Raw genomic sequence first — 25,790 nt, 5'->3', positions numbered from 1 at the left:
GACAGTCAGCGGGTGGACGTTAGAATGTGGCCACTTCTTACTATCCATGAAAGGAGCCCCTCGTGAAAAAAGGATGGATCTGGTGCGTACTGTTTGCCACGTTGCTGGCAGGTTGCAACACCATGGCCGGCCTCGGCCAGGACGTTCAGAAGGGCGGCCAAAAGCTCGAAAGCTCGGCTGAGAAGTCCAAGTAATCAGGCAGTTATGAAGTGGGCGCCCCCCGGCGCCCTTTTCGTTTCCGCCAACACCTTCTGGCCTGCTGGCGCCAACAACGAAGCCGGCACGGAATGACTTGTGTCGTGACACGTCATTCCGGGCCGGCTTTGTATTTTTTACCAGGGCCGCACAAACCTGCCGGCTCCGGGGCGTTTACTGAGTAACGCCCCGCATGCGGACATTGCGCCGGATTACCCCCTGCGCAGGCGCGAGGCTTCTTCCGCCAGCTTGCGGATGCGCCCCCAGTCCTTGGCGGCCACCGCATCCTTGGGCACCACCCATGATCCCCCCACGCAGACCACGTTCGGCAGCGCCAGGTAGGTGCTGGCCTTGGCGAGGTCGATACCGCCAGTCGGGCAGAACTTGAGTTGGGCGAGCGGGCCGTAGAGCGACTTCAGCATCGGCACCCCGCCAGCCGCCTCGGCCGGGAAGAACTTCAGTAACGTGAAACCGGCTTCCAGCGCTGCCATCGCTTCACTGGCCGTGGCGACACCCGGCAGCAGCGAAATGCCCGCACCCTGTGCGCCGTCGGCGAGTTTCTGCGTCAACCCGGGCGATACGGCGAATTTCGCACCCACGTCGCGCACGGCGTGCAATTGCTCGGCGGTGAGCACAGTGCCGGCGCCGACCACGGCTTGCGGCAGCGCCTTGGCGACCGCCTCCATCGCCTGCAACGCCACCGGCGTGCGCAACGTGATCTCGAGCACCGGCAGTCCGCCGGATACCAGCGCCTCACTGACATGCAGCGCTTCGTCAACCGAGTGATATTCCAGTACCGGGATCACCGGCACGTTGGCGAGACGTTCAAGCAACGGGGAAGGTTGGATTTGCATAGCAGTGTCGATGAATTCCGTAGTTCGGAGCTGTGGTTCGGAGCCTGGCCCGCATGCGGATCAGGCAATCACGGAGACGGAATGTTCCAGACGGGCGAGTACGGTCTCCGCGCGCGGAATTGGCGCCACCGCGCCATATCCCGTGGTGGACAGCGCCGCCGCCACATTGGCGTAGCGCGCTGCCTCGAACGGATCGGCCCCGGCCGCCAGGCGTGCGATAAAACTGCCGCCGAAGCAGTCGCCTGCACCGGTGGCATCCACCGGCCGCACCGGATACGGCGCCACCAGCGTGCGCGACTCGTGCGTGGCGACATAGCTGCCCTCCTCGCCCAGCTTCAGCGCCACCACGCGCACGCCGCACTCAAGCAAATGGTCGACGATCGCGTCGCGGTCATCCAGGCCGGTCAGCACCGTGATGTCATCCCAGCTCGGCAGGCATACGTCGGTCAGGGAAAACGCTTCGCGCATGATGCCGCGCGCTCGCGCCAGCGACCACAGCCGCAGCCGCAGATTGGTGTCGAGCGACACCTGCACGCCGGCCTTGCGCGCGTGCTCCATGGCGGCCAGACCTGCATCGCAGGCGCTGGTGCTGATGGCCAGGCTGATGCCGGACAAATGCAGATAACGCGCCTGCGCAATCGCGGCCAGCGGCAACTGCTCATGGTGATAGCGACTGGCGGCAGACCCTTCGCGCAAATAGTCGAAGCGATGGCCGTGATTGTCGTGCGAAACGAAATACACGCCCGTCGGCGCCGAAGCGTTCACGTTGACATGCCGCGTGTCCACGCGCTCGCTGGTCCACAGCGCCAGCAGGCGTTCGCCAAAGCTGTCGGCGCCCACGGCGCCGATATAGCCGGTGGTGGCGCCTTGTCGGGCAGCCGCGATGCAGAAGTTGGAAGTGTCCCCGCCAAAGCCTTGCAGGTAGCGGGTCGCGTCATCGGGCTGCTGGTTGAACTCCACCAGCGGCTCGCCGTAGGCAAGAATGTCGATGCTCATGTCGCAGTCGTCTCCTCTGTCTTGTGATCGCGGCGGGGCTAATCAGAAGAAGGTCTGCACGATGTCGATGACGCGCAACTGGCTGTCCAGCACGGGGATGTGGCGCCACTTGTCGAACGTCAGGCAGGGATGCGAGATATCGAAGGCAATCATATCGCCGACCCGCACCTCGTCGCCAGCCTGAATTTCCAGATAGGCGTGCTGGTCCATCATGCCGGTTACCTTCCAGTGCGCGGGCGTGGCGACGGGCGCCTCGCTGCCCGGGCGGTAGATCCGGGCCGGAATGGGCATGCCCGCATCGAACGCGGCATCGCGCTTGCCCATGCCGATGATTGCGCGCGTCGGCTCGGGAATCGACTGCACGTATGCCCAGAGTTGCAGGGCGGGCAGCAGCCCCTCGCGCATCTTCTGCGCCACGGGATTGCTGGCCAGGATACGTTCCTGGGCCGCGCGATAGATACCCACGTCGTGCGTCAGGTAGCAGCCGGGGCGCAGCACGATTTCGATCGGCGCACCGATATCCGTGCGAGCGAACTCCTCCGCCACCACGTCATACCAGGCCGAGCCAGCGCCCGACATCACCACCGGACTGCGTCCGAAGCGGCCTTGCGCCGCGATCTCGCGCGTGACGGCCACCGTGCGTTGCAGGAACTTGCGGATGTCCTCTTCCTGCTGCAGTACGCCTTCATAGATCTCCACACCCGCCAGCGTGAGCGCATCGGGCCAGCGCGCCAGCGCCGCCAGCACCTCCGCCTGTTGGGCGGCATCGCGCACGCCCGTGCGGCCGCCTTCGACGCCAAGTTCCAGCAGCACCTGCAGGGTCTGGCCGCGCGCCCGGAAGAACGCGCCAAGGTGGTCGACGAGATCGGCCGAATCGACCAGGGAGAAAAACTCGAATGACGGGTCGCGGAGCAGGTCCGCAACGATCTCCATATTGCGGCGGCCCACCAGCTCGTTGGCCATCAGCACCCGCTTGACGCCGTGCGCGGCAGCGGCGGCGGTCTGGTGCGCCGTGGCCAGGGTGATGCCCCACGCGCCCTCGTCCAACTGACGCGCAAACAGCTTGGGCGCCATCGTCGTCTTGCCGTGTGGTGCCAGCTGCACGCCGTATTCGCCCATGAACTTGCGCATCCACTGCAGGTTATGGACGAGCTTGTCCTCATAGAGCACTGCGGCCGGCAGGCTCAGGTCTTCGGCCAGCAGTTGCCAGCCTACCTGGCCCGCCTCATCGGGGGCGAGCGGCGCCGCCAGGCGCCCCAGCGCCTTGTTCAGCGGATCGATCGTGCCGGTCTGGTACTTTGTCTCACGCATGCTTTCATCACCCCTGGGAAAATCTGATTGACGTAATGATAGCCTTGAAATTACGATATTTCATCCTTGTTATAAAGTAACATGCATCGCCGGGCATCCTGCGCCCGGCCCGTCTCCCCGCCCGCCATGACCGCACCTTTCGACATCCTGACCCGCATCGCCGAACGCGGCCCCGCGCTGCGTCTGGCCGAGCAGAAGGTGGCGCAGGTGATCCTGGAAGACCTCGCGGGCGCGGCGGCCGCCAGCATCAACGAACTAGCCCGCAAGGCCGCCGTCAGCGAAGCCAGCGTCACACGGTTTGCCAAGGCCATCGGCTGCCGCGACGTCCGCGACCTCAAGTTGCGACTCGCGCAGGCCACGGCCGTCGGCACCCGGTTCCTGCAGCCCGCCCCGGCGCCGGAGCCGGGCGCGCCGGCCACGCTGGCCGAGAGCATCCACGCGGACATCATCACGACGCTGGAAGTCAATCGCAAGCTGATTGATCCGGAGCGCATCGCCATTGCCGCACGGCTGTTGCTCGACGCACGCATGGTCTACGCTTTTGGCATGGGTGGCGGCTCCACGTTCATGGCCGACGAGGCGCGCTACCGCCTGGCGCGGCTGGGGCATCCGGTGGCCACGTACCAGGATGCGCTGCTGCAGAAGATGGTGGCGGCCACGCTGACGCGCGATGACGTGGTGCTCGCGTTCTCCGCGAGCGGCAGCGTGCCGGAGATGCTGGCCAGCTGCGACATCGCACGCGAGTACGGTGCGCGGCTGATCGCCGTGACCGCGCTCGGGTCGCCCCTGGCGGCGCGCGCGGACGTGCTGCTGCCCGTGCGGACGCTGGAGACGGATTTCATCTTCAAGCCATCGGCCTCGCGCTACGCGATGCTGCTGGTACTGGACGTGCTGGCCACCCAGTTTGCGCTGCTGCAGCAAGAGCAGAGCAAGGAAAAGCTGCGCCGGCTGAAATACGTGCTCGACGCCCACCGCGGTGTGAGCCAGGACAGCGACGGGCCGGACAGCCGCCAGCCGCTGGGAGACTGACCATGCCACACCTCTTCGATACCCTGATTCGCTGCGTGAGCCTGCTCGACGGGTCCGGCGCCGCCGCACGCATGGCCGACGTGGCCATCCGCGATGGCCTCATCGCCCGCATCGACGATGCCGGCGCGATCGACCCGGACACCGCGTCGCATGTGGTGGAAGGCCACGGCCTGGTGCTCTCGCCCGGTTTCATCGACGTCCACACGCACGACGACACCAATGTCGTGCGCCAGCCGGAGATGACCCCGAAGATTTCGCAGGGCGTGACAACCGTCGTGGTGGGCAACTGCGGCATCAGCGCGGCGCCCGTGACGCTGCCCGGCGAGCCGCCCGACCCGATGAATCTGCTGGGCCGCGCCGAGGCCTTCCAGTACCCGGATTTCAAGACTTACGTGGACGCGGTCAATGCCGCGCAACCGGCTGTCAACGTGGCCGCGCTGGTCGGCCACACTGCCCTGCGCAGCAACCACATGGACCGCTTCGACCGTGCCGCCACGCCCGTGGAGATCGCGGCGATGCGCGCGCAACTGGAAGAAGCGCTCGACCACGGCGCGCTGGGCCTGTCCACCGGCCTGGCCTACGCCAACGCGTTCGCTGCGCCGACCGAGGAGGTACTGGCCCTCGCCGAACCGCTGGCCAACGCGGGCGCGCTCTACGCGACCCACCTGCGCAGCGAATTCGCGGAGATCCTCGACGCGATGGACGAGGCCTTCCGCATCGGCCGCCATGCACGCGTGCCCGTCGTGATCTCGCATCTCAAATGCGCCGGCGTGCCCAACTGGGGACGCAGCGGCGAGGTGCTGCAGGCGCTGGAAGGCGCGCAGCGCTGGCAGCCTGTCGGCTGCGATTGCTACCCCTACACCGCCAGTTCCTCCACCCTCGACCTCAAGCAGGTCACCAGCGACTTCGACATCCAGGTGACATGGTCCGAGGCGCATCCCGCCATGGGCGGACGCCTGCTGGCCGATATCGCCGCCGAATGGAATGTCGACCTGATGGAAGCCGCGCGTCGCCTGCAACCGGCCGGGGCCGTCTACCACTGCATGGAAGACGCCGATGTGGATCGCATCCTGCGCCACCCGGCGACGGTCGTGGGGTCCGACGGCCTGCCCAACGACCCGCTGCCGCATCCGCGGCTGTGGGGCGCGTTCCCGCGCGTGCTGGGCCACTACGCCCGCGACCGCGAACTGTTTCCGCTGGCCGTGGCCGTCAACAAGATGACGGGCCTGTCCGCCGAACGCTTCGGCCTGGTCGGCCGTGGATTCGTGCGCGAGGGCTACTGGGCGGACCTGGTGCTGTTCGACGCCACGACGATCCGCGACGCCGCCAGCTTCACGGACCCGATGCAGCCGGCGGAAGGCATTGCCGCCGTCTGGGTCAATGGCGAGTTGTCGTGGCAGCAACGGCAGCCCACCGGCGTGCGCGCCGGGCGCTTCCTGCCACGCGGCGCGCGTCCGGAAGCATGACGCCCCGCGCGACGTCACTCATTCGTTTCACACGTTTTCAGGAGTATTCATGGACATCAAGCGTTTCGGCGTAGAGGGCGGCACCGGCCAGGGCGGCTCGCACATGCCGTTTGCCCGTGCGGTAGCTGCCGACGGCTGGCTGTACGTTTCCGGCCAGGTGCCGATGGTCAACGGCGAAGTCATCGAAGGCGGCATCGTCACGCAGACCCACCAGGCCATCAAGAACGTGCTGGCCATCCTGGCCGAAGCCGGCTACGGCCCGGAGCACGTGGTGCGCTGCGGTGTATGGCTGGATGACGCCCGCGACTTCCCGTCGTTCAACAAGATCTTCAAGGAATACTTCGGCGCGAACCCGCCGGCCCGCGCCTGCGTGCAGTCCAGCATGGTGGTGGACTGCAAGGTCGAAGTGGACTGCATCGCTTATAAGAAGCCCGCGGCCTGAGCCGCGGCGCCAGAGAAACGCGCCCGCTCTCTCCCCAAAACGGGCGCACGGTGAGCCAACCGATTTTCTAAACCGGCCGCTACGCAACACAGCGCATAGCGGCCTTTTCATAGCGGAAGCGGACCGTCCTCGCGGGCGGCACCCGCAACAAGGAGACAACATGGGTGCCGTAACCGGAACCACACTCTTGGTGTATGCGCTGATCGCCGTGATCGCGCTCGTCATACTGATTGCAAGGTTCAAACTCAACCCTTTCATCACGCTGGTGGTGGTCTCGGTGGCGCTCGGCTTTGCCGTGGGCATGCCGATGGGCGACATCATCAAGTCCCTCGAGGCCGGCGTCGGCGGCACGCTCGGCCACATCGCGCTGGTGATCGGGCTGGGCACCATGCTCGGCAAAATGATGGCCGAATCGGGCGGCGCGGAGCGCATTGCGCTGACGCTGATCGACTTCTTCGGCGAGAAGAACGTCCACTGGGCAATGGTGACGATCGCGTTCATCGTCGGCCTGCCGGTGTTTTTCGAAGTCGGCTTCGTACTGCTGATCCCGATCGCGTTCAACGTGGCCAAGCGCACCGGCACGTCGATGGTGCTCGTCGGCATTCCGATGGTGGCCGGCCTGTCCGTGGTGCACGGCCTGATCCCGCCCCACCCGGCCGCCCTGCTGGCCGTGACGGCCTACGGCGCCGACATCGGCAAGACCATCCTGTTCGCGCTGATCGTGGGCATCCCGACGGCGGCCATCGCCGGCCCGCTCTTCGCCAAACTGATGGACCGCTACGTGAAGCTGCCGGACGTCAATCCGCTGGCCGATCAGTTCACGGAGGAAGATCCCACCGTCCAGGCGACGCACCAGCTCCCGGGCTTTGGCATCACCGTGTTCACGATCCTGCTGCCGGTGATCCTGATGCTGGTAGGCAGCTGGGCCGACCTGTTCACCACGCCGAAGACCTTTGCCAATGACTTCCTGAAGCTCATCGGCAACTCGGTGATGGCGCTGCTGATCGCCGCACTGGTCAGCTTCTACACCTTCGGCAAGGCGCGCGGCTTCAACCGCGACATGATCCTGAAGTTCACCAACGAGTGCGTGGCACCGACCGCCATCATCACGCTGGTGGTGGGCGCGGGCGGCGGCTTCGGTCGGATCCTGCGGGACTCGGGCATCTCCACCGCCATCGTCGACGTGGCCACCAACGCGCACGTGTCCGTGCTGGTGCTCGGCTGGCTGGTCGCCGTGATGATCCGTATCGCCACCGGCTCCGCCACCGTGGCCATGACCACCGCCGCCGGCATCGTCGCCCCGATCGCCGCCAGCGTTCCGGGCACGCGGCCGGAACTGCTGGTCCTGACCACGGGCGCCGGCTCCCTGATCCTGTCGCACGTGAACGATGGCGGCTTCTGGCTGGTCAAGGAGTACTTCAACATGACCGTGACGCAGACCTTCAAGACCTGGACGGTCTGCGAAACGCTCATTTCGGTGGTTGCCCTGCTGCTGACGCTGGGCCTCGCGACCGTCGTCTGATCCCCCGGGCCCCGGTGCGGGGCCCGGCCTGGGCTCCCCCGTGGCGCCCAGCCGACGGAGGGTGGGCAAACCCGGTACCTGCCGGGATTGCGCCGCCCTCCGCAGCCCCCTACACTCCTTGCTCGATGCAGCCGTCCGATGCTGCACTTCCGGGAGACATCCATGATTTTCCGTCCGCTGCGGCGCGCCATGCTGGCGTGCGGCGCCCTCGCCGTCTTCGCATTCCCCCTTGCCAGCCACGCCGCCGACCCGGTCAAGATCGGCCTGATCGCCCCGTTTTCCGGCAGCTTCGCCGACTATGGCAAGCAGATGGAAGGCGGCATCAAGGCCTGGCAGAAGCTGCATGGCGAGACCGTGGCGGGCCGCAAGATCCAGATCATCATGAAGGACACCACCGGCCCGGTCCCTGACGTGGCCAAGCGCCTGGCGCAGGAGCTGGTGGTACGTGACAAGGTGGACATCCTGGCAGGCTTCGGCCTGACGCCCGAGGCGCTGGCCGTGGCGCCGATCGCTGAGCAGGCGAAAAAGCCCATGGTGATCTTCAACGCGGCGTCTTCCGTCATCACGACCAAGTCGAACTACATCGCGCGCGTGTCGATGACGTTGCCTCAGATTTCAGCCCCGATGGCCACATGGGCCGTGCGCAACAACATCAAGAAGGTGGTCACGCTGGTGGCGGACTACGCGCCGGGCATCGACGCGGAGACCGCGTTCAAGACCAACTTCCTGGGCGGCGGTGGCCAGATTGTCGAATCGATCCGCGTGCCGCTGCGCAATCCCGAGTTTGCCCCGTTCATCCAGCGCATCAAGGACGCTCGGCCGGAGGCCGTCTTCCTGTTCCTGCCTGCCGGCGAGCAGGGTGTCGCATTCATGAAAGGCTTCCGCGAACGCGGCCTGTCCGAGGCCGGTATCCGGGTGATCGCCACCGGCGACCTGACCGACGATCACGTGCTGCCAGCCATGGGCGATGCCACGCTGGGCGTGATTACGTCGTTCCACTACTCCGCCGCGCATGATTCGAAGGAAAACAAGGCGTTCCTGAAAGCCTTCGCGGAAGCCAACCCGGGCGCCGGCCGGCCCAATTTCATGGCCGTGGCCGCCTTTGACGGCATGGGCGCCATCTACGAGGCCCTGAAAAGGACCAATGGCGTAACCGATGGCGACAAATTCCTGGCCGCCCTCAAAGGCATGAAGCTGCAAAGCCCCCGTGGCAGCATCACGATCGATCCAGCCACGCGCGATGTCATCCAGACCGTCTACATCCGCAAAGTGGAAAAGGTCAACGGCGAGCTCTACAACGTCGAGTTCGACAAGTTCGAGGGCGTGAAGGATTCCGGCAAGTAGTCCGGCAACCAAGTCGGCAACAAGTCCGGAAAGTCATTCGGCAAGTCATTCGGAAAGTCATTCGGCAAACCAGCGCGGCCTGCCGGCTGGCGAGCGCCGCCCGGCTGCCGGGCCCGTGGAATCCCCCGGCCGGCAGGCGGATTCCACCCGCTTCGAAATCTTTTATTGCGCGGTCAACAACGTGCAATACCCCCGTCCGGATTCTTGTCTTAAGATCGTCTTGCTATACCCCCGTAGGCAGGGGATCCGCCGCGCGAGAAGCCGCTCAGCCGCTTGCAGCGCCGGTCCGGATGGTGTTCCTTTCGCAGCCGCGGGCGCCAATAAGTCAAATAAGACATCTCCGGAGACATCAGGATGACCAGCACAGCCATTCCCGTCGCCGCGGCATTGCTCGTGGCGGCGGTACCCGCCATCGCCGCGGACAACCTCCAGAAACTCCAGAGCTTCAAGCCAACCGGGACGGCCCCGGCTGAATCGGTGCCGCAGAGCGGACCGCGCGCCGACGCGATCCGCGAGAACCTGAAGGCCATCAAGCTGCCGCAGGGCTTCAAGATCGAACTGTTCGCCGTGGTGCCCGATGCGCGCCACATGGCCATCGAGCCGTCGACCGGCGTCGTGTTCGTCGGCACGCGCAAGACCCGCGTCTGGCAGGTAACGGACCGCACCAAGCGCCGCGTGGCCGATGACGTGGTGTCCTTCGCCAATTCCATCACGTTCAAGGTGCCCAACGGGGTCTGCTTCTCGCCGGACGGCATCCTGTATGTGGCAGAGCAGAACCGCGTGCTCGCCTTCCCCGCCGCCCAGTTCTTCGGCGAGGGCGGCCCCGACGTGGCCGCCGGCGTGGTGGTGCCCCAGGGCAAGCTGATCCCAACCGAGTTCGAGAGCTTCAACCACGGCGCGCGTGCCTGCCGCGTCGGACCGGACAAGAAACTCTACGTCGCGCTGGGGCAGCCATGGAACGTACCGCCCAAGGACAAGCTGGCCGCGCTCGACAAGAACGGGCTGGCCGGCATTATCCGCATCGACCAGGACGGCAAGAACCGCGAGGTCTACGCCCACGGCGTGCGCAATTCCGTGGGTCTCGACTTCAATCCCGCCGACAAGTCGCTCTGGTTCACCGACAACCAGGTGGACGGCATGGGTGACGACCAGCCCCCGGGAGAGCTGAACCGCGCCAGCAAGGCCGGCGAGAACTTTGGCTTCCCGTGGTATGGCGGCGGCAAGGTACGGACCGTGGAATACAAGGACGCCACGCCGCCGGCCGGCGTGGTATTCCCGGTGGTGGAATACGCCGCGCACGCCGCGGATCTCGGCATGTCCTTCTACACGGGCAAGATGTTCCCGGCCAAGTACCAGGTCGGCGTGTTCGCGACCGAGCATGGATCGTGGAACCGGACCAAGCCGATTGGCGCACGCGTGATGTACACCGCCGTCAAGTCGGACGGCACCGTCGGCGAGACCGAAGTGTTTGCGGAAGGCTGGCTGACGCCCAACGGCGAATACATGGGTCGCCCGGTCGACGTCCAGCAATTGCAGGATGGTTCCTTGCTGGTGTCCGACGACTACGCCGGCGCGATCTATCGCATCTCGTACGCGGGGGCCAAGTGACACGGAAGTGGATGGCGGCCGCATGGGTCTTGTCGGCCATCGCCAGCGCCCCGGCGCTGGCTGCCGACGCCCAGGCCGGCCGCGCGAAAGCCCTCCAGTGCCAGGCCTGCCACGGTCTGGACGGCAAGTCCAAGCTGCCCGAGGCGCCGCACTTGGCGGGCCAGAACGAGCAATACCTGGTCAAGGCGCTGAAAGACTACAAGACCGGCGCGCGGAAGGACGACATGATGAACACGATGGCCAAGCCGCTGAGCGAGGCCGATATTGCCAACCTTGCCGCCTTCTACAGCGGACTCAAGCCCTAGAGGTCGTTTCAAAAAGATCCTGACGTCGTTGCGCGGCCTGGCCGTACCACTAGTACTGTCTGCGGCCGCGCGCCTAGCCAGGACCGCTTCGCTTCATTTTGAAACAACCTCTTAGAGGCCGGGCCGGAACCGCCCGGCATCCGGTTAAACCCCCAGCTTTTTGGCCATTTCCGACGTCTGCCCCCAGCCCATCCCGGCATAGAGTGGCCGGCCCATTTCCGTGGCGTGGAGAATCGCGAAGCCGAGCCCCCGTTGCGCGAAGTCGGCTTCGGCCAGGCGCATGAGCTGGCGCGCCAGCCCGCGCTTGCGATGCGTCGGCTCGACGTAGACATTCAACACATAGCCGCGCTTGTCCTGCGTGGGATGCGCCGGATGCGGCGGCCAGTCGATGACCATCAGTCCGATGCCCGCCACCGGCATATCGCCATCCATGAGCAAGAATCCGAAATAGCGGCTATCCATGAGTCGCGGCGCCAGCCAGTCCCGGAAATGCGCCGTCATGGTACGTAGCGTGTCGGCTGCGTAGCCGGCCTCGAGGAACATCGCCTCGCGATGGCGGCAAACCAGGTCCAGATCGTCGGGCTGAAGGGCGCGGACATCCATGTTCAGGGCTACTCGTGTGGACAGCGGGACAGGGATGGTACCCCGGAAGCGGGCGCGCGAGGACGCCGCACCCTCTCCGGCCCGTGCCGGACTACAACTTGAGCACCTCGACCGCTCGCGCCATTTCCCGCCGTATCAGCCGCAGGATCAACGCCGCCCCTTCATTGGAAAACTCCGGCGAGGCCGCGCCTTCCATGGCGACGCTGACCACGCCGAGCGCGCTGTCCACCCGCACCAGTTGCCGGTAGGCGATGCTGCGCGGTGACGGCGGTCCTTCGAAGACTGGCCGGGCGCCGTGCCCGATGCGGGGACCTGACGGCGCGGTATCAGGCGTCGCCCTATCCATGAGCCAGGCTCCCCGCAAGGCTGGCAGGACAGATGGGTAAGATGCAGGCATAGCGATTGGATCGATGCATATTGGACTCCAGAAGATGAGCAGACAGGAGGCGCTGGTCCCCGGGGCCCGGGTCCCGACACCTCACCCCGCGGGCGTTGCCACCCATATCGCCGCTTGCGTGGCGACCCCTGCATTCTGGAATCCGGTCTCGTGGCCGGATATGAGACAAATCTGAAAAAATCGGACGTTTCCGAACGAGTAGCGACCGCAAACCCGCGGCCCCGCCGGCTACCGCACCGTGACCAGTCCATCCAGCAGCGCCTTGTCCGCCAGCAATGCCGCGCTGTCCGATGCATGGACCACCTTGCCCCGGTCCAGCACCATCGCCCGCCGCGTCATCGCCAGCGCCAGGCGCGCGTGCTGCTCCACCACGATGACCGCCATGCCACTGTCGGCAATCAGCCTGCCGATCACGCGTTGCAGCTCCTGGACGATGATGGGCGCCAGGCCTTCCATCGGCTCGTCCAGCAACAGCAGGGACGGATTGACCATCAGCGCCCGCGCGATCGCCAGCATCTGCTGCTCGCCCCCCGACAATTGGTTGCCAAGGTTGCGCTGGCGCTCCTCCAGCCTCGGAAAAATCTGGTAGATGCGCGGGATGTCCCACGGCCCTGGCCGGGCCACGGCGCTGAGATGCTCGGCCACGGTCAGGGACGGGAACACCCACCGCTCCTGCGGCACCCAGCCGATGCCACCCTGTGCCCGCCGGTGCGTCGCAAGCTTCGACATATCCCGGCCTTGCCAGTGCAGCGTGCCGCGCCGCAGCCGCGTGAATCCCATCAGCGTGGCCAGCAACGTCGTCTTGCCCACGCCATTGCGACCCAGCAGCGCCAGACTCTCGCCGGCGCCCAGCGCCAGATCGATGCCTTCGAGCACGACCGCATCGCCGTAGCCGGCGCTCACGCCCTCCAGCCTCAGCAGGTCAGCCATGGGCAGCCTCCCCGAGGTATACCTCTTTCACGCGCGGGTCCGCGGCAATCTCAGCGGGAGTGCCCTCGGTCAGCACGCGGCCGCCCACCAGCACCGTGATGCGCTCGGCAAAGCGGAACACCAGGTCCATGTCGTGCTCGATAAAGACGATGGTGATCTCGCGCGGCAGTGCCGCAATCACTGCGAACAACTCCGCGCTCTCGCCAGCCGGGATGCCAGCGGCGGGTTCGTCCAGCAACAGGATCGATGGCTTCGTGGCCAGCGCCAGCGCTATCTCCAGCAGGCGTTGCTTGCCGTAGGGCAACTGCCGGGTGGTCACGTCCGCATCGGCATCCAGCCTCAGCATCGTCAGCACCGCCATGGCCTCGTCGACCACGTCGGACTGCGCGGCCACGGTCCGCATCCAGACGCGCGACCTGCCGGTGCGCTCGGCGACGGCAAGCACCACCGATTCCAGCACGGTCAGCCCGGGGAACAGCGTGTTGATCTGGAAGGTCCGCGTCATGCCCAGGCGCACGCGCGCGTGCTGGGGCATCGTCGTGATGTCCTGGTCGCCCAGCCTGATCCGACCCGCGGACGGCGGCAACGCACCCGTCAGCAGATTGATGAAGGTCGTCTTGCCGGCGCCATTGGGGCCGATCAGCGCGTGGCGCGCGCCCGGGGCGAAACTCAGCGAGATATCGCTGTTGGCGGCAAAGGCACCCCAGGACTTGCCGAGCCCTTCCGTGCGGAGCGTGGCGGTCATGCGTCGCCCTCCTTCCGTTCGCGGCGCCGCGCCGCGCGCGCGCTCAGGGCAGCCACCGCGCCCATCACGCCACCTTTTGCGAACAGCACCATCACCACCAGAAGCAGGCCGATCCAGAACTGCCAGTAGACCGGATTGATGCCGGCCAGCACATCCTGCGCGATCATGAACAGCGCCGCGCCGACCAGCGCGCCGTAGAGCCGGCCCGTGCCGCCCAGCACCAGCATGACGAGCAGTTCCGCCGAGCGGGGAAAGCCCAGCACATCCATGCCGACGAACTGCGTGGTCTGCGCCAGCAGCCCACCGGCCACGCCCGCGATGGCGGCCGCCACGGTGAACACGGCAGCCAGCCGGCGGGGGACATTGGCGCCCAGCGCCGGCATGCGGCGCACCCCTTCGCGCACGCCGCGCAGTGACAGCCCAAACGGTGACGCCACCAGCCGGCGCGCCAGCACGAAGATCACGAACAACACGGCCAGGCTGTAGAGATAGGCCGTCTTGCCGAACAGATCGAATTCGAACAGGCCCAGGACCTTGCCCATCGTCACGCCGGACAGGCCATCGACGCCGCCCGTCAGGAACGCGGCCTTGTTGGCTGCTTCGAACAGCATCAGGCCGATGCCCAGCGTCACCATCAGCCGCGTCAGGTCACCGCCGCGCACCACCAGGTAGCTGCAGAGCCAGCCGGCGATGGCCGCCACGCAGCCCGCCGCCAGCAGCCCTGTGATCGGCTCGCCCCAGCCGTGGGCGCCGAGTAGGCCGGCCGTGTATGCACCCAGCCCGAAGAATGCCGCATGGCCCAGCGAGACGATGCCCGCATAGCCAAGGATCAGGTCGAGCGACAGCGCAAACAGGCCCGTGATCAGGATCTGGCTGCCGAGGATCAGGTAGTCCGGCAGCAGGAAGAACACGGCCACGGGAACGAGCCAGAAGACGATCTCCGCCGGGTGCCAGCGGCCATCGGGCAGCCGATGCCGCGCCCGTTGCCCCGCTGCCATCGCGCGGAGGGGGCGATGGCGTTGATCGGGGGAATCTTGTTGATCTGGCCGATCGGTGCGATCGGCGCGCGACGTGGATTTCATGCGCGCCTCCCGTACAGCCCCGCCGGAAACGCCACTAGCAGCACGACCATCAACGCGTAGATCACGAACGCCCCCGCCGCCGGCACGTAGTACTTGCCGGCCACGTCCGCCACGCCCAGCACAATGGCGGCCAGCAGGGACCCGCGGATGCTGCCTGCCCCGCCAACGGCCACCACCAGCAGGAAATACACCATGTACTTGAGCGGGAACGTCGGGTCGAGCCCCAGCACGTCGATGCCCAGCCCGCCGCCAAGCCCGGCCAGCCCCGATCCCAGCGCGAAGGTCAGGCTGAACACCCGCTCCACATGGATGCCGAGCCCGCGCGCCGCCTGCTGGTTATCCACCGACGCCCGCACCTGCGCGCCAAACCGCGTGCGCGCGACCAGCCAGCCCAGCGCCACCGTGATCACCACCACCACGCCGATCAGGAACAGCCGGTAGGCGCCAAGGTCCAGCCCGGCCACGCGCACCTGCCCGATCAGGAAATCCGGCAGTTCCACCGGCTGCTGCCCGGGACCGAACAGGTACGTCGCGCCGGCTATCGCCATGAAGGTCAGCCCGATCGAAAACAGCACCTGGTCTAGGTGGCTGGCTTGATAGAGCCTGCGATACAGCGTGCGTTCCAGCGCCCAGCCCACCACGGCCGCGCCCAGGAAGGCCACCGGCAGCGCGGCCAGGAACGGCACGCCGGCGCGGTTCATCAGCACCACGGCGACGTAGCCGCCGAGCATCGCAAACGCACCGTGCGCCAGGTTGACGAAATTCATCAAACCCATGGTCACGGACAGGCCGATGCTGATCAGGAACAGCAGGCTGCCGTAGGCCACGCCGTCGAACAGCACGCCAAGCAAGCTGGAAATCACGATCCTGTTGTCCCCTGCACATGCATAGTTGCCACCGTTTTTGGAACCATCGCGCGAAATCCGGCCGATTGTTCAGCCCTCGTCGCATTTTTGCAATCGGGCCTCACCCGCGCCATGCCCTTTGTCTGGTTTACATCGCCCCTGGCAAGCGCTATGGTCGTCGGACCTGACCGCAGGGGACCCGCCATGCCGATCGACCGCCGCACGTTCCTGGGCCTCACCGCCGCGCTGGCCGCGTTACCGGGCGGCCCCGCGCCGGCCCGCGCCGCCACGATGGAGGCGCCGATGCGCCGCAAGATTCCGGGCACCACCGAACTGCTGCCGGTGATCGGGATGGGCACCGCCGACACCTTCAATGTGGGCAAGAGCGCCGATGAGCGCGGCCCGCTCACCGAGGTCATGTCGCTGTTGCTCCAGCGCGCCCCCGGCGCCGTGGTCGACACCGCTCCCAGCTACGGCAGCGCGGAAGCCGTGACCGGCGACCTGCTCCAGGCCGCCGGCGCGCGCCGCCGCGTATTCGTCGCCACCAAGATTTCCACCAGCGCCAGCAGCGCACCGGCCCAGTTCGCGGGATCGCTGTCGGACCTGCACACCGACACCGTCGATTTGCTGCAGGTGCACAACCTGATCGACTGGCGCGATAACCTGAAACTGCTGCGGCAACTCAAGGAGCAGGGCAAGGTGCGCTATATCGGCATTACCCATTACCGCGAGGACGCCCATGAGGCGCTGGCCCAGATCCTGCGCTACGAGCGCGTGGACTTCCTGCAGGTCAACTATTCGCTGGCGGAGCGCAATGCGGAGAAGGTGCTGCTGCCGCTGTGCCAGGAACGCGGCGTGGCGGTGCTCGTCAACCGGCCGTTCCAGGACGGGCGCCTGTTCTCGGCGATCAAGGGCAAGCCCGTGCCCGACTGGGCCGGCGAGGTCGACTGCACCACCTGGGGCCAGCTCTTCCTGAAATTCATCGTCAGCCACCCAGCCGTGACCACGGCGATTCCGGCCACCTCCAAGCCGCGCAACATGGCCGACAACCTTGGTGCGGGGTTCGGACGGATGCCGGATACGCGCGAACGTGCGCGCATCGCCGCCGCACTCGCGTGAGGCCGCAGCGCCATGACCGTGCCCTCCCCTGACGATGGCGGCCGGCTCCGACGCGGGCTGGGCATGCACGCCGGCGAGGCCGGCGCCGTGGTGGCGGGGTTCCTGTTCTTCTTCTGCCTGTTCGCCAGCTATTTCATGCTGCGACCGGTGCGCGAGACGATGGGCATCGCAGGGGGCGTGCAGAACCTGCAGTGGCTGTTCACGGCCACCTTCGTCGTGATGCTGGTGGCGATTCCGTTCTACGGCGCCTGCTGCAAGTGGCTGCCCCGGCGACGTTTCGTGCCGTGGGTCTACGCCTTCTTCATCGCCAACCTGCTGGCCTTCGCGGCGGCCACGCGCGCGGCGCCGGACAACGTCTGGCTGGCCCGCGTGTTCTACGTGTGGCTGTCGGTCTTCAATCTCTTCGTGGTATCGGTGGCGTGGAGCCTGATGGCGGATGTGTTCCGGCCCGAACAGGCGCGGCGGCTGTTTGCGCTGCTGGCCGCCGGCGCGAGTGCCGGCGGACTGGCGGGCCCGGTGCTCGGCGGCTGGCTGGTCGGCCGGATCGGGCTGACGGGATTGATGCTGCTGTCCGCCGCGCTGCTGGCGGCCACGCTGCCAGGGGTCGGCTATCTGTTCAGCTGGCGCCGCCGCGTGGGAGCGGGGGCGCCCGACGCCAACGTCTCGCCCGCCCACGCCCAGGACCCCGCCCAGCCGGTAGGCGGTGGCCTGTGGGCGGGACTGGAGCTGGTCATGCGCTCGCGCTATCTGCTCGGCATCAGTCTGTTCGTGATCCTGCTGGCCACGTCGAGCACCTTCCTGTATTTCGAACAGGCCCGGCTGGTGGCCGCGGCGTTTCCCGCGCGCGCGCAACAGACGCAGGTCTTCAGCGCGCTCGACGCCACCGTGCAGGCGCTGACCATCGTCGTGCAGATCTTTTTCTCGGGGCGCGTGGCTCGCCGCTACGGCGTCACCGCGCTGCTGTCGGCGGTGCCGGTCGCCGTGGCGGGCGGCTTCCTCGTGCTGGCGCTGTGGCCGACATTTGGCGTGCTGGCCGCCGCGATGATCGTGCGGCGCGTGGGTGAGTATGCGTTGCTGCGGCCGGGCCGCGAGATGCTGTTCACCGTGGTGGACCCCGAAACCAAGTACAAGGCCAAGAACGTGATCGACACCGCCATCTATCGTGCCGGCGACGCCGTGAGCGCCTGGGTCAAGACGGCGATCGATGCCTTGTCCGGCCATCCGGCGACGGTGGCGCTGGCCGGGGCTGCGCTCGCCATCGTGTGGGCGTCGCTCGGCTGGTGGCTCGGCCGTCGGCACGAAGGACAACTGACCCGCGATGACAACGCGCCCACTGTACTGGTTCGCGGCACACCGGGCGGTCGATAATCGCGCATCTATCTGGCCGCTGCAGGCCGATGCCCGTATAGTCGTGGCCAGCTGGCGGACGCCCTGCGCCGCCCCCGTTCAAGCCTTGCCAAGGAGTTGCTTCATGAAGACCAAAGCCGCCATCGCCTGGAAAGCCGGCGCCCCGCTGACCATCGAAGACGTGGACCTGGACGGCCCGCGCGCGGGCGAGGTGCTCGTGGAAGTCAAGGCCACCGGCATTTGCCACACGGACTACTACACGCTCTCCGGCGCGGACCCCGAAGGCATCTTCCCCGCCATCCTGGGCCACGAGGGCGCGGGCATCGTAACCGACGTGGGCCCCGGCGTGACCTCGCTGAAGCCGGGTGATCACGTGATCCCCCTCTACACGCCCGAGTGCCGCCAGTGCAAGTTCTGCCTGTCGCGCAAGACCAACCTGTGCCAGGCGATCCGCGCCACGCAAGGCAAGGGCCTGATGCCCGATGGCACCTCGCGCTTCTCGATCGACGGCAAGCCCATCTTCCACTACATGGGCACCTCCACGTTCGCCAACCACATCGTCGTGCCCGAGATCGCGCTGGCGAAAATCCGCCCGGACGCGCCGTTCGACAAGGTCTGCTACATCGGCTGCGGCGTGACCACCGGCGTGGGTGCGGTGCTGTTTACCGCCAAGGTGGAAGCCGGCGCCAATGTGGTGGTGTTCGGCCTGGGCGGCATCGGCCTGAACGTAATCCAGGCGGCAAAGATGGTCGGCGCCGACAAAATCATCGGCGTGGACCTGAACCCGGCGCGCGAATCGATGGCGCGCAAGTTCGGCATGACCCACTTCATCAACCCGAAGGACGTCGGCAACGTGGTGGACCACATCATCCAGCTAACCGACGGCGGCGCCGACTACTCGTTCGAGTGCATCGGCAATACGCAGGTCATGCGCCAGGCGCTGGAGTGCTGCCACAAGGGCTGGGGCAAATCGATCATCATCGGCGTGGCCGAGGCCGGCGCGGAAATCTCCACGCGTCCGTTCCAGCTGGTGACGGGCCGCGAGTGGAAGGGCTCCGCGTTCGGCGGCGCACGTGGCCGCACGGACGTGCCTAAGATCGTCGACTGGTATATGGAAGGCAAGCTCAATATCGACGACCTGATTACCCACACGCTGCCGCTCGATCGCATCAACGAGGGCTTCGACCTGATGAAGCGCGGCGAGTCGATCCGGTCCGTGGTGTTGTACTGAGGGCGGGCCATGGAACTGCTGTCCGAACACGCTTGCCACGGCGGCGTCCAGCGCTTCTATCAGCACCAGTCGGCGGCCATCGGGCTGCCGATGCGGTTCTCGGTGTTCCTGCCGCCGCAGGCATTCGCCGCGGGCGCGGCACGCCTGCCGGCGTTGTTCTATCTGGCCGGGCTGACCTGCACCGAGGAAACCTTCGCCATCAAGGCCGGGGCCCAGCGCCATGCGGCAGCGCATGGGCTGATCCTGATCGCGCCGGACACCAGCCCGCGCGGCGCCGGCGTGCCGGGCGAGTCGGAGGCGTGGGACTTTGGCGTCGGCGCCGGCTTCTATGTCGATGCCATTGAGGCCCCGTGGCGCATGCACTGGCGCATGGAAAGCTATGTGGCCGACGAACTGTTCGAGCTGGTCACCACCGTGCTGCCGGCGGACCCGGCGCGCGTCGGCATCTTCGGCCATTCGATGGGCGGGCACGGCGCGCTGGTGCTGGCGCAACGGCATCCGCGCCGCTTCCGCTCGGTCTCCGCCCTAGCGCCGATCGCCGCGCCGTCGCAGTGCCCGTGGGGCCAGAAGGCGTTTGCCGGCTACCTTGGCGAGGATCGTGCGCGCTGGGCGCAGCATGACGCCAGCGCGCTGATGGCCGCGCAGGCCTCGCCGCCGTATCCGGCCGGCATCCTCGTCGACCAGGGCCTGGCCGACAAATTCCTCGCCGAGCAGTTGCATCCCGAAGTGTTCGAGGCCGCCTGCAAGCAGGTGGGGCAGCCGTTGACGTTGCGCCGGCATCCGGGCTACGACCACGGCTACTACTTCATCACGACGTTTATCGAGGACCATATCCGGCACCACGTCGCCCAATTCTGAGCGGAGACGCCCGCGATGCCGATGGAATGGAGCGATATCCGGATCTTCCTGGCCATTGCCCGCGCCGGCACGCTGCAGGGCGCCGCGCGCGCCATCGGCCAGACCCAGCCGACGATGGGCCGGCGGCTGCGGGCGCTGGAGGACAGCCTTGGCCATACGCTGTTCCAGCGTACCGCCGACGGGCTGGTGCTAACCGATGAGGGCGCGGGCATGCTGGCGCATGCCGAGCGGATGGAGGAAGAAGCGATTGCGCTGGAGCGCACGCTGGCCGGACAGGGGGAAGTCCTGGAAGGCACGTTGCGCGTGTCGTCGTCGGACTGGTTTGGTGTGCATGTGCTGGCGCCAGTCATCGCGGACTTCGTGCGCGCGCATCCGCGTGTCAGCGTGGAACTCGTGACGGAGTCACGCCTGCTCAGCCTGGCGCGCCGCGAAGCGGACCTCGTCTTTCGCATCCGCCCGTTTGACGAGCCCGACATCATGCAGCGCAAGCTCATGCACATGGACTATGGGCTGTACTGCGCCACCGATGCCACCCCGCCAACTCTCGGCGATGGTGCCGGGCAAGGCTTGGTCACGATGGACAGCGCCTTTGCTGACTTGCCCGATGTCACCTGGCTGCGCCAGCAACTGCCCAACGGTCATGTGGTCTTCCGCAGCAACAATCGCGAGGCGCAAGCACGGTTGTGCGCCGCCGGGGCAGGCGTGGCGGTTTTGCCCCGGCTGCTGGCCGAGCGCGTCGGCGGGCTCCGCATGGTGCCGACCGAATCGCCACCGCCGGGCCGCGATGTCTGGGTCGGCTATCACCGCGACCTGCGGCGGCTGGCGCGCCTACGAGCCCTGCTGGACGCCACGCTGCTGGCACTGGCCGATCACTGACGCCAACGCCGATGACATCACTGACGCCGTGACTGGCGTCGCGCTGCGCTGGCTTAGTGGGCGATGTCCACCACCAGCTTGCCGCGCGCCGTGCCCGCTTCAATGGCTAGATGGGCATCGAGCGCGCTGTCGAGCTTAAAGACGCGCGGGTCCCGCAACACGGACAGCTTGCCGGCATCTACCAGCTTCGCGGCTTGCACGAGGATTTCACCATGGTGGGCGCGACCTTTCCCAATCAGCATCGGCATCAGCGTGAAGACGCCCGAGTACGTCGCCGCGCGGAATGACAGCGGCGCCAGGCTGTGCGTGCCCCAGCCCAGGCAGCTCACCACGTGACCGCCGTAGGTTCTCGCGGCCTTGAACGAGGCATCGAGCACGGCGCCGCCCACCGTGTCGTAGACGACGTCGAAGCCCTCGCCGGCCGTGTATTCGCGGACGTAGTCGTCGACGGACATCGTCGCGTAGTCGATGAACGTCGCGCCGAAGCCTTCGATGGTGGCCCGCTGGCGCGCGCTGCCGGTGGCGAAGACCCTGGCGCCCAGCGATACGGCGATCTGCACCGCCATATGGCCGACACCCCCAGCGCCACCGTGCACCAGCACGGTCTGGCCGGCTTGCAACCTGGCGCGGTCCACCAGACCCTCCCACGCGGTGATGAAGATCAATGGCAACACGGCGGCCTGACGCGCCGTCACGGTCTTCGGCTGCGCTGCGAGCAGGTCGGCATCCACCGCCGCGTATTCGGCCAGCGAGCCTTGCAAGCCGCCCACGCCGCCGGTCATGCCGAAGACGGCATCGCCGACTTCGAACCGGTCGACGCCCTCTCCCACCGCCTCGACCACGCCGGCCAGATCCAGCCCTAGTACCGCCGGGAACGGATGGTGGGCGTGGTCCGCCTTGCCTGCGCGGATCTTGGTATCGAGCGGATTCACGCCGCTGGCGAGGATGCGTACCAGCACCTGGCCCTTGCCGGCGGCGGGCTTGGGCAGGCGGATCGCCCTGAACGGCTCTGCGGGGCCCTCGACAACGAGGGCCTGCATGGTGGAATCGGGGTGATTGGAGTGATTGGAGTTATCGGGCATGGTGCTCTCCTGGCCGGATCACGGCGTAGCTGGAATGTCACCATTGTTGGATACGCCCCCATGTCGGTAAATCGACGATTTCGTTTGGGGTGCATGCAGGAATGTTGGGGTGGTCGAGCGGGCTGAACTGAGCGCAACCGGCCTCCAGATTGCGCATGAAGTCTCCCTGACGTCATTGTTTTCGTCCCGGGAGAGGATCATGCGTCATGTCTGATGCTTTCCTTTCGCCTGCCAAATCGTTCATCATTGACGCCACAATCGCCCTGCTGCCCGGGCTTTGCCCCAATTCCATCGACTCCCCCATGCCCGCCTACCATCCGGATCCCATCGTCATGCTGTCGGCCCGGCAGCTTTCCCAGGCCATCCACGCCGGCGATTTGTCCAGCCGGCAGGTCATGGCAGCCTACCTCGCCCACATCCAGCGGATCAACCCGTTCAGCAATGCCATCGTGGCCCTGCGCGATGAAGACGCCCTGATGAAGGAAGCCGCTGCCGCCGACGAGGCGCTGGCGGCCGGCAAGTCATCGGGATGGCTGCATGGGGTGCCGCAGGCCCCCAAGGACCTGGCCATGACGCGCGGCATTCGCACGACGTTCGGATCCCCGATCTACAAGGACAACGTGCCGGCCACCGATGCGCTCATCGTCGAGCGGGCGCGCAAGGCCGGCGCCATCCTGATCGGCAAGACCAACACGCCGGAGTTCGGGCTGGGCTCTCAGACTTTCAATCCGGTCTACGGTGCGACGCTGAACCCCTACGATCCCTCGCGCACCGCTGGCGGCAGCAGTGGCGGCGCCGCGGCGGCCCTGGCCCTGCGGATGCTGCCGGTGGCCGATGGCAGTGACTTTGGCGGATCGCTGCGCAATCCCGCCGGCTATTGCAATGTGTTTGGCTTTCGCCCTTCGGCTGGCCGCGTGCCCTATGGCCCGACGCCGGAGTTGTTCCTGCCGCAACTCGGATGCGAAGGGCCGATGGCACGAACCGTCGCGGACCTGGCACTGCTGCTGTCCACACAGGCCGGCCCCGATGCCCGCACGCCGCAGGCGCTGCCGGAAGACCCGGTGCTGGCGGCGCTGACGCCGGACACCGTCGCAGGCGTGCTGGAGGCAGACCTCAAGGGCAAGCGCGTGGCCTGGCTGGGCGACTGGGGCGGCTACCTGCCCATGGAGGACGGTATCCTGACGCTGTGCGAGCAGGCCCTGCGCTTTTTCCCGGATTTCGGCGTGACCGTCGACGCCATCCGCCCACCTTATCCTCCCGAGAAAATCTGGCAGACGTGGCTCGTGCATCGGCACTTCCTGGTCGGCAACGCACGCATGGCGCTCTACAAGGCCGAGGCCACGCGCGCGCAACTGAAGCCCGAGGCCATCTGGGAAATCGAAGGCGCGCTCGACCTCAAGGCCAGCGACCTCTACGCCGCCAGCACGGACCGCAGCGCGTGGTACAACGCGCTGCAACGCACGTTTGCCGATTTCGATTACATCGCCGTCCCCACTGCGCAGGTGTTTCCGTTCGACGTCGGACAGCCCTGGCCAAAGACGATCGCTGGCCGGCCCATGGACACCTATCACCGCTGGATGGAGGTCGTGGTGGCCTGGACGCTGTCAGGGTGCCCGGTCATCAGCGTACCGGTGGGGTTCAGCGCCGAGGGCCTGCCAATGGGGATGCAGCTGATCGGCAGGCCCCGCGACGACCTGAGCGTACTGCGCCTGGCCGCGGCCTATGAGCAGGCGCGCGACTGGGTAGCCGACCGGCTACCCCCAGCCATCGACGACTAGAGGTTGTTTCAAAAAGACCCTGGCGCCGCTCAGTCGGCTTCGTACTTCGGTGAACCCACCACCTCGCGGCTGGACAGCGCGTACTCGCCGGCTCCCTGGGCGGTGAAGCGGACTTCCGAGGTCCGGATATCCACCACGTTCAGCGCCACCTTGGCGTAGGCGACCGGCGCCTTGCCCCGGCCGAGGATGCCGAACAGCTGGACATCGCCCGTCTCCTTGCGGCCGAACTCCGTCACGTCGCCCGTGATCACAAAGCCCGCGCCCCTGAGTGCCTGCGGCTGTCCGGCGAGCCTTGCCTCGCGGGCGATCACTTCACGTCGATGGTCCTCGAGGATTCCGCCGCACAGCCCCCCAAGGCCATGAGTGTCGCCAACCCGAGCGCGGGCAGCGTGCATTGCATCTTCACTTGCGTGTTTCCTTTCTTCGATGATCAGGGGGCGCTTGACGGTCGCGCGCCGGCATCAGCGGCACGGAATTCTGGAGAAGAAGGCTAGCGAAGGAAGCCGTGTGATGGAAACGCTATCTGGTGGCTGCGCGCGTTTTCGTAAATCGGCGATGTTTGCGGACGCAGGAATGCAACACACCGAAAGGCTCTGGGGGGCACTTGCGATGCATCAATGCGCGAGGCGTCGCCAGTCAAACCGGAAACGGTGTGAGAGGGAGGCAACCGGATTCAGGACGCCTCGTGAAGGCGTGTCCGCGGTGAACTATGCTGAAGGATCCTCCCCGACTTCAGGAGCCTGACATGCGGACTTCGCTACACATCCTGGCGTCGCTCGTGCTGCTCTGCGCGAGCGGTGCGGTGCTGGCGCACAACTGCCCCAACGAGATGAAGGCCATCGACGCCAGGCTTGCCACCAAGCCGGCGCTGTCGCAGGCGGACCTTGCCAAGGTCCAGAAGCTGCGTGCCGAGGGCGAAGCCCAGCACAAGGCGGGCGATCACGATGCGGCGATGAAATCCCTTGGCGATGCCAAGAAGATCCTCGGCCTCTGAGCCACTCGCCACACGACTCGGCCCGCCAGTTGGCGGGCCGTTTTTCGTTTGTTCGTCGTTGATCCGCCGCGCGTCAGGCCACGCGCCGTAGCTGGCGTTCGGCCCCCGCGAACAGCGGCGCGGCCCGCTCCACCGCCAGGCGGATGCGGTCCTGCAGCGCCTTGCTGCCGACCTGATAGCCGTCGAAGTCCGCCGTCGACGCATACACGCCGATAGGCAGCGTCAGCGCCTGGAGGAAGCCGAACAGCGGCCGGAACTGATGCTCCAGCACCAGTGCGTGGCGGTCGCTGCCACCGGTGGCGGCCACCAGCACGGGCTTGTCCACCAGCGCCGTCATCCCCACCAGATCGAACAGGTGCTTGAAATGGCCGGGAAACGATCCCCGATACACAGGCGCGGCGGCAATCAGCAGGTCGGCGGATTCGATGGCCGTCAGTTGCGCTTCGATCTCCGCCGGCAGCTCCTCGCGCGACAGCGCCTGGCCAAGCGGCCGCGCGATCTCGCTCAGATCCACGATCTTGGTCTCCAGCACCAGGCGCTGGTCGAGCTCCGCCAGCAATGCCTGAACCAGGACCAGCGTCCGGGACGGTTGATGGGCGCTGCCGTTGACGGCAACCACTTTCAAGGGTGTGGCCACGGTGTATCTCCGGTTGTATCGATGCACACCTTAGCGCCCTACCGGCTAGTGTCCTGTCCCGCAAATAACTGGCATTAGTCTTGCATCCCGTTTCGGCATTTTGGGAACGGAGATATCGCGATGATTACGGGCAGACCGAAGGCCGAATTGGTGTTGAGCGAAGATGAACGCGCGCAGTTGCAGGCGTTTCGCGC

Annotated in this window: 26 protein-coding genes and 1 pseudogene; 15 read left to right on the top strand and 12 right to left on the bottom strand. The window is 66.6% G+C overall.

Features of this window, described 5'->3' with window-relative positions; genetic code table 11:
- The first annotated feature begins 62 nt into the window (after positions 1-62).
- The gene (locus AC1DOX_RS29230; RefSeq protein ID WP_092140208.1) at positions 63-194 is read left to right on the top strand and encodes an entericidin A/B family lipoprotein; all 132 of its coding nucleotides are present in this window, start codon (positions 63-65) and stop codon (positions 192-194) included.
- A 213-nt stretch (positions 195-407) separates the two neighbouring features.
- Here the strand turns inward: AC1DOX_RS29230 and eda are convergent, their stop codons facing one another.
- From eda to AC1DOX_RS29215, 3 genes are read right to left on the bottom strand one after another with little or no spacing between them, the layout of a single operon-like run.
- A complete protein-coding gene (gene eda, locus AC1DOX_RS29225) occupies positions 408-1,049 on the bottom strand; it encodes a bifunctional 4-hydroxy-2-oxoglutarate aldolase/2-dehydro-3-deoxy-phosphogluconate aldolase (RefSeq protein ID WP_441621471.1) in 642 nt (213 codons plus the stop codon).
- A gap of 60 nt (positions 1,050-1,109) precedes the next feature.
- Complete coding sequence (locus AC1DOX_RS29220; protein WP_441621469.1) at positions 1,110-2,045, bottom strand: sugar kinase; 936 nt, start codon at positions 2,043-2,045, stop codon at positions 1,110-1,112.
- A gap of 42 nt (positions 2,046-2,087) precedes the next feature.
- Positions 2,088-3,356 (bottom strand): amino acid deaminase, encoded by a 1,269-nt coding sequence (locus tag AC1DOX_RS29215; RefSeq protein WP_441621467.1) that lies wholly within the window; start codon positions 3,354-3,356, stop codon positions 2,088-2,090.
- A 126-nt stretch (positions 3,357-3,482) separates the two neighbouring features.
- Between AC1DOX_RS29215 and AC1DOX_RS29210 the strand changes: the two genes are divergently transcribed.
- The 7 genes from AC1DOX_RS29210 (at position 3,483) to AC1DOX_RS29180 (ending at position 11,072) form a co-directional block, all read left to right on the top strand.
- Positions 3,483-4,385: a MurR/RpiR family transcriptional regulator gene (locus tag AC1DOX_RS29210; protein WP_441621465.1), complete on the top strand. Its 903-nt coding sequence runs from the start codon at positions 3,483-3,485 to the stop codon at positions 4,383-4,385.
- A gap of 2 nt (positions 4,386-4,387) precedes the next feature.
- The gene (locus AC1DOX_RS29205) at positions 4,388-5,851 is read left to right on the top strand and encodes an N-acyl-D-amino-acid deacylase family protein (RefSeq protein WP_092140201.1); all 1,464 of its coding nucleotides are present in this window, start codon (positions 4,388-4,390) and stop codon (positions 5,849-5,851) included.
- 49 nt (positions 5,852-5,900) lie between these two features.
- Positions 5,901-6,293 carry a RidA family protein gene (locus tag AC1DOX_RS29200; RefSeq protein ID WP_092140199.1) on the top strand — a complete coding sequence of 131 codons (393 nt, stop codon included), beginning with the start codon at positions 5,901-5,903 and terminating at the stop codon, positions 6,291-6,293.
- Between the two features lie 160 nt (positions 6,294-6,453).
- Positions 6,454-7,815: a GntP family permease gene (locus AC1DOX_RS29195; protein ID WP_441621462.1), complete on the top strand. Its 1,362-nt coding sequence runs from the start codon at positions 6,454-6,456 to the stop codon at positions 7,813-7,815.
- A 162-nt stretch (positions 7,816-7,977) separates the two neighbouring features.
- Positions 7,978-9,159, top strand: coding sequence for an ABC transporter substrate-binding protein (locus AC1DOX_RS29190; RefSeq protein ID WP_441621460.1), 1,182 nt, complete (start codon positions 7,978-7,980; stop codon positions 9,157-9,159).
- 354 nt (positions 9,160-9,513) lie between these two features.
- Positions 9,514-10,767, top strand: coding sequence for a PQQ-dependent sugar dehydrogenase (locus AC1DOX_RS29185; protein ID WP_441621458.1), 1,254 nt, complete (start codon positions 9,514-9,516; stop codon positions 10,765-10,767).
- An 11-nt stretch (positions 10,768-10,778) separates the two neighbouring features.
- Positions 10,779-11,072: a c-type cytochrome gene (locus tag AC1DOX_RS29180; RefSeq protein WP_441621456.1), complete on the top strand. Its 294-nt coding sequence runs from the start codon at positions 10,779-10,781 to the stop codon at positions 11,070-11,072.
- Positions 11,073-11,216: 144 nt separating this feature from the next.
- On the opposite strand, the gene AC1DOX_RS29175 is transcribed toward AC1DOX_RS29180, so the two are convergent.
- The 6 genes from AC1DOX_RS29175 to AC1DOX_RS29150 form a co-directional block, all read right to left on the bottom strand.
- Positions 11,217-11,675, bottom strand: coding sequence for a GNAT family N-acetyltransferase (locus AC1DOX_RS29175; RefSeq protein WP_441621454.1), 459 nt, complete (start codon positions 11,673-11,675; stop codon positions 11,217-11,219).
- Between the two features lie 91 nt (positions 11,676-11,766).
- Positions 11,767-12,021 (bottom strand): hypothetical protein, encoded by a 255-nt coding sequence (locus AC1DOX_RS29170; protein ID WP_441621452.1) that lies wholly within the window; start codon positions 12,019-12,021, stop codon positions 11,767-11,769.
- A gap of 279 nt (positions 12,022-12,300) precedes the next feature.
- Complete coding sequence (locus tag AC1DOX_RS29165; RefSeq protein ID WP_441621450.1) at positions 12,301-13,002, bottom strand: ABC transporter ATP-binding protein; 702 nt, start codon at positions 13,000-13,002, stop codon at positions 12,301-12,303.
- Entirely contained in the window at positions 12,995-13,747 is a 753-nt protein-coding gene (locus AC1DOX_RS29160) for an ABC transporter ATP-binding protein (protein WP_441621448.1), read from the bottom strand. The genes AC1DOX_RS29165 and AC1DOX_RS29160 overlap by 8 nt, the downstream gene beginning before the upstream one ends.
- Positions 13,744-14,745, bottom strand: coding sequence for a branched-chain amino acid ABC transporter permease (locus AC1DOX_RS29155; protein WP_441621500.1), 1,002 nt, complete (start codon positions 14,743-14,745; stop codon positions 13,744-13,746). Before AC1DOX_RS29155 ends, AC1DOX_RS29160 begins: the two co-directional genes overlap by 4 nt.
- 80 nt (positions 14,746-14,825) lie before the next feature.
- The gene (locus AC1DOX_RS29150) at positions 14,826-15,689 is read right to left on the bottom strand and encodes a branched-chain amino acid ABC transporter permease (protein ID WP_441621498.1); all 864 of its coding nucleotides are present in this window, start codon (positions 15,687-15,689) and stop codon (positions 14,826-14,828) included.
- Between the two features lie 189 nt (positions 15,690-15,878).
- Between AC1DOX_RS29150 and AC1DOX_RS29145 the strand changes: the two genes are divergently transcribed.
- The 5 genes from AC1DOX_RS29145 (at position 15,879) to AC1DOX_RS29125 (ending at position 21,105) form a co-directional block, all read left to right on the top strand.
- Positions 15,879-16,793, top strand: coding sequence for an aldo/keto reductase (locus AC1DOX_RS29145; protein WP_441621446.1), 915 nt, complete (start codon positions 15,879-15,881; stop codon positions 16,791-16,793).
- A gap of 12 nt (positions 16,794-16,805) precedes the next feature.
- Positions 16,806-18,161 (top strand): NTP/NDP exchange transporter, encoded by a 1,356-nt coding sequence (locus AC1DOX_RS29140; RefSeq protein WP_441621444.1) that lies wholly within the window; start codon positions 16,806-16,808, stop codon positions 18,159-18,161.
- 103 nt (positions 18,162-18,264) lie between these two features.
- Positions 18,265-19,371 carry an S-(hydroxymethyl)glutathione dehydrogenase/class III alcohol dehydrogenase gene (locus AC1DOX_RS29135; RefSeq protein WP_092140177.1) on the top strand — a complete coding sequence of 369 codons (1,107 nt, stop codon included), beginning with the start codon at positions 18,265-18,267 and terminating at the stop codon, positions 19,369-19,371.
- A 9-nt stretch (positions 19,372-19,380) separates the two neighbouring features.
- On the top strand, positions 19,381-20,229 hold the full coding sequence (gene fghA, locus AC1DOX_RS29130) for an S-formylglutathione hydrolase (RefSeq protein ID WP_441621442.1): 849 nt from the start codon (positions 19,381-19,383) through the stop codon (positions 20,227-20,229).
- Between the two features lie 21 nt (positions 20,230-20,250).
- Positions 20,251-21,105, top strand: coding sequence for a LysR family transcriptional regulator (locus AC1DOX_RS29125; RefSeq protein ID WP_441621496.1), 855 nt, complete (start codon positions 20,251-20,253; stop codon positions 21,103-21,105).
- A gap of 53 nt (positions 21,106-21,158) precedes the next feature.
- Here the strand turns inward: AC1DOX_RS29125 and AC1DOX_RS29120 are convergent, their stop codons facing one another.
- Positions 21,159-22,187 (bottom strand): zinc-dependent alcohol dehydrogenase family protein, encoded by a 1,029-nt coding sequence (locus AC1DOX_RS29120; RefSeq protein ID WP_441621440.1) that lies wholly within the window; start codon positions 22,185-22,187, stop codon positions 21,159-21,161.
- Between the two features lie 302 nt (positions 22,188-22,489).
- Here AC1DOX_RS29120 and AC1DOX_RS29115 point away from each other — a divergent pair, with 302 nt between their 5' ends.
- Positions 22,490-23,965 (top strand): amidase, encoded by a 1,476-nt coding sequence (locus AC1DOX_RS29115; protein WP_441621494.1) that lies wholly within the window; start codon positions 22,490-22,492, stop codon positions 23,963-23,965.
- 53 nt (positions 23,966-24,018) lie between these two features.
- Here AC1DOX_RS29115 and AC1DOX_RS29110 read toward each other — a convergent pair.
- Positions 24,019-24,273, bottom strand: a pseudogene (locus tag AC1DOX_RS29110) (CsgG/HfaB family protein); the annotation flags it as partial.
- A gap of 437 nt (positions 24,274-24,710) precedes the next feature.
- Between AC1DOX_RS29110 and AC1DOX_RS29105 the strand changes: the two are divergent.
- Positions 24,711-24,959 carry a hypothetical protein gene (locus tag AC1DOX_RS29105; protein ID WP_441621438.1) on the top strand — a complete coding sequence of 83 codons (249 nt, stop codon included), beginning with the start codon at positions 24,711-24,713 and terminating at the stop codon, positions 24,957-24,959.
- Positions 24,960-25,032: 73 nt separating this feature from the next.
- Here AC1DOX_RS29105 and msuE read toward each other — a convergent pair whose 3' ends face one another.
- Positions 25,033-25,596 carry an FMN reductase gene (msuE, locus tag AC1DOX_RS29100; RefSeq protein ID WP_441621436.1) on the bottom strand — a complete coding sequence of 188 codons (564 nt, stop codon included), beginning with the start codon at positions 25,594-25,596 and terminating at the stop codon, positions 25,033-25,035.
- Positions 25,597-25,790: the final 194 nt, after the last annotated feature.

This window comes from Cupriavidus sp. 01L415 (genome assembly GCF_056400065.1).
This window is presented reverse-complemented; position numbering and strand designations above follow the sequence as displayed.